The following is a 3,298-nucleotide window of genomic DNA, read 5'->3' on the forward strand; positions in this document are numbered from 1 at the left end:
CACCAAGGCCTTCGAGCGCGCCGCGCATGAAGCCGGTATCGCCGCAGCGATCGACCTGACCGCCGATGCCGAGCGTGTCAGGACCGCCGATCGCATCGTCCTGCCCGGCGTCGGCGCATATGCCGATTGCGCGGCCGGGCTGCGCGCTGTGGCCGGCATGTGGGAAGCGGTCGAGGAGGTCGCGATCGTCAAGGGGCGGCCATTCCTCGGCATCTGCGTCGGCATGCAGCTGATGTCGGAGCGGGGCCTGGAAAAGACCGTTACAAAAGGTTTTGGCTGGATCGCCGGCGACGTCAAGGAGATCACCCCGGCCGATCCTGCGCTGAAGATCCCGCAGATCGGCTGGAATACGATCGAGCTCACGCGCAAGCATCCGCTGTTTTCCGGCATTCCGACCGGCGCCAAGGGACTGCACGCCTATTTCGTTCATTCCTACCATCTCGACGCGCAGAAGCCGCAGGAGGTGCTGGCGATTGCCGACTACGGTGGTCCGGTGACGGCCGCTGTTGTCAGCGGCAATCTCGCCGGCACGCAGTTTCATCCCGAAAAGAGCCAGGCGCTTGGCCTGGCGCTGATCACCAATTTTCTGCGCTGGAGGCCCTAGGATCATGAGTAAGAAAGGCTACTGGGTGGTCATGCTAACGGTGACTGACCCCGACGGTTATCAGCGCTACCGTGACGCCATCAGTGACGCCATTTCGCGCTATGACGGCCGCTATCTCATGCGCGGCGGACAGGTCACAAACCCAGAAGGATCGGAATTTGACAGGCATGTTGTGGTCGAGTTCGCCTCTTATCAGACAGCGCTGAACTGTTACCAGTCGCCGGCCTATCAGACCGCACTACGGAATCGACTGGCGGCTTCGACCGGCCATTTCGCGATCGTCGAGGGCGCCTGAAAGTGATCCTGTTCCCGGCCATCGACCTCAAGGACGGCAAGTGCGTGCGCCTGAAGCACGGCGATATGGCGACCGCGACGATCTACAATGACGACCCGGCCGCGCAGGCCAGGGCCTTCGAGCAACAGGGTTTTGAATGGCTGCATGTCGTTGACCTCAACGGCGCCTTCAAGGGCCAGAGCGTCAACAGCGCGGCGGTCGGCGCCATCCTCAAGGCGACGAAAAACCCGGTGCAGCTCGGCGGCGGCATCCGCACCCTGGCGCAGGTCGAGGACTGGCTCGATCGCGGGCTGGCGCGGATCATTCTCGGCACGGTGGCCGTGCGCGATCCGGATCTGGTCAGGCAGGCCTGCAAGGCGTTCCCGGGCAAGATCGCCGTCGGCATCGACGCCAAGGGCGGCAAGGTCGCGGTCGAGGGCTGGGCCGAGGCCTCGAGCCTCGGCGTCATCGAACTGGCGAGGAAGTTCGAGGGCGCCGGCGTTGCCGCCATCATCTACACCGACATCGACCGCGACGGTGTGCTGACCGGCATAAACTGGGATGCCACCATCGATCTCGCCGAAGCAGTTTCAATCCCCGTCATCGCCTCCGGGGGGCTTGCCTCGATCGCCGACATCGTGCGCATGACCATGCCCGATGCGCAAAAACTTGAAGGTGCCATCTCCGGCCGCGCGCTTTATGACGGGCGTATCGATCCGGCCGAGGCACTGGCGATCCTGGCGGCAGGACCGGAGAAGGCGAGGGCGCGATGAAACTCTCGGTCATCCTCGCACCCTATGACAGCGGCCTTTATCATTCCGGCTGTGGCCAGGGCCCCGACGCCATCATTGCCGGCGGCCTCATCGATGAACTTGCCTTTCGCGGCCACGATGTCGTCGTCGAGGACATCGGCGAAGTCGGCGATGCCCAGAAACGCGAAATCGCGACAGGTTTCGCGGTTTGTCGGGCAGTCGCCACCAAGGTCGACATGGCGCGCGACGATGAGCGTTTTCCCATTGTGCTCACCGGAAATTGCCTGACCGCCGCCGGTGCGGTGGCTGGCGATACCGCTGATTCGATCATCTGGATCGATCAGCATGGCGATCTCAACACGCCCGAGACGTCCACCTACGGCTTTCTCGACGGCATGGCGCTGGCGACGACGCTGGGGCTCTGCTGGCGCCCTATGACGTCAGCGATTCCCGGCTTCCAGGCGATCGAGCCGTCGCGGTGCATGCTGGTCGATGCACGCGACCTCGATCCCGATGAAAGGCGGCTTCTGGAGACGTTGCCAATCATTCGCGCCCAATGGGCCGATGCACTCGACAATGTCGGAAAGCTAAAGGCGGCCGGCGCGGCCCAAGTGCATTTGCATCTGGATCTGGATGTTCACGATCCCGATGTGCTGCAAGTGAACCGCTATGCACGGCCGGGAGGTCCAAATCCGGAGCAACTGCGGCAACTGGTTTGCGGGCTGGCCAAGTCGATCCCGATAGTCGGCGTCACCCTGTCCGCCTACGATCCTGCCTTTGACGCCAAGGGCGAGGTTCCGCCTGTAGTTGGGCAATTGCTTGGCGATTTTCTTGCCGCGCTTGCGAGGATCTGATGCTGAAAGCCCGCGTCATCCCCTGTCTCGACGTCAAGAACGGCCGCGTCGTCAAGGGCGTCAACTTCGTCGACCTGGTCGATGCCGGCGATCCGGTCGAGGCGGCCAAGGCCTATGACGCCGCCGGCGCCGACGAACTCTGCTTCCTCGACATCACCGCTTCGTCCGAAAATCGCGAGACCATCTTCGACATCGTCGCCCGCACCGCCGAACAATGCTTCATGCCGCTGACCGTCGGCGGCGGCGTGCGACAGGTCGCCGACATAAGAAAGCTGCTTTTGGCCGGCGCCGACAAGGTGTCGATCAATACGGCGGCGGTGAAGAATCCCGATTTCGTCGCCGAGGCGGCTGACAAATTCGGCAACCAGTGCATCGTCATCGCCATCGATGCCAAGAAAGTATCGGGCGAAGGCGAGGCCGACCGCTGGGAGATTTTTACCCATGGCGGCCGCGAAAAGACCGGCATCGACGCGGTCGAATTCGCTCAGCAGATGGTCGATCGCGGCGCCGGCGAGATCCTGCTGACGTCGATGGACCGCGACGGCACCAAGGCCGGCTACGACATCGCGCTCACCCGCGCGGTAGCCGACGCCGTGCGTGCGCCGGTCATCGCCTCCGGCGGCGTCGGCACGCTCGATCACATGGTCGAGGGCATTCGCGACGGCCATGCCGGCGCGGTGCTGGCGGCATCGATCTTCCATTTCGGCACCTACAGCATTGCCGAAGCCAAGGCGCATATGGCCCGCGCCGGCCTGCCGATGCGACTGGACTCCCCGGGTGATCGGCTCTAAAGCATGATCCCGAACCGAAGGTC

The 3,298-nt window shown here is 63.6% G+C and carries 5 protein-coding genes; all 5 read left to right on the top strand.

Annotation, left to right across the window (positions count from 1 at the left end):
- A partial coding sequence (gene hisH / locus EOA85_RS30900; protein ID WP_127212259.1) for an imidazole glycerol phosphate synthase subunit HisH occupies positions 1–604 on the top strand: 604 nt, incomplete at its 5' end.
- Positions 605–608: 4 nt separating this feature from the next.
- Positions 609–899: a DUF1330 domain-containing protein gene (locus EOA85_RS30905; protein ID WP_127212260.1), complete on the top strand. Its 291-nt coding sequence runs from the start codon at positions 609–611 to the stop codon at positions 897–899.
- 2 nt (positions 900–901) lie between these two features.
- Complete coding sequence (gene hisA, locus EOA85_RS30910) at positions 902–1,651, top strand: 1-(5-phosphoribosyl)-5-[(5-phosphoribosylamino)methylideneamino]imidazole-4-carboxamide isomerase (protein WP_095517448.1); 750 nt, start codon at positions 902–904, stop codon at positions 1,649–1,651.
- The gene (locus tag EOA85_RS30915; RefSeq protein WP_127212261.1) at positions 1,648–2,484 is read left to right on the top strand and encodes an arginase family protein; all 837 of its coding nucleotides are present in this window, start codon (positions 1,648–1,650) and stop codon (positions 2,482–2,484) included. Before hisA ends, EOA85_RS30915 begins: the two co-directional genes overlap by 4 nt.
- Positions 2,484–3,275, top strand: a complete 792-nt coding sequence (gene hisF / locus EOA85_RS30920; protein ID WP_065011530.1) for an imidazole glycerol phosphate synthase subunit HisF — start codon at positions 2,484–2,486, stop codon at positions 3,273–3,275. Before EOA85_RS30915 ends, hisF begins: the two co-directional genes overlap by 1 nt.
- Positions 3,276–3,298 lie beyond the last annotated feature (23 nt).

The sequence above is a fragment of the Mesorhizobium sp. M5C.F.Ca.IN.020.29.1.1 genome, assembly GCF_003997375.1.
Lineage (GTDB): Bacteria > Pseudomonadota > Alphaproteobacteria > Rhizobiales > Rhizobiaceae > Mesorhizobium > Mesorhizobium wenxiniae.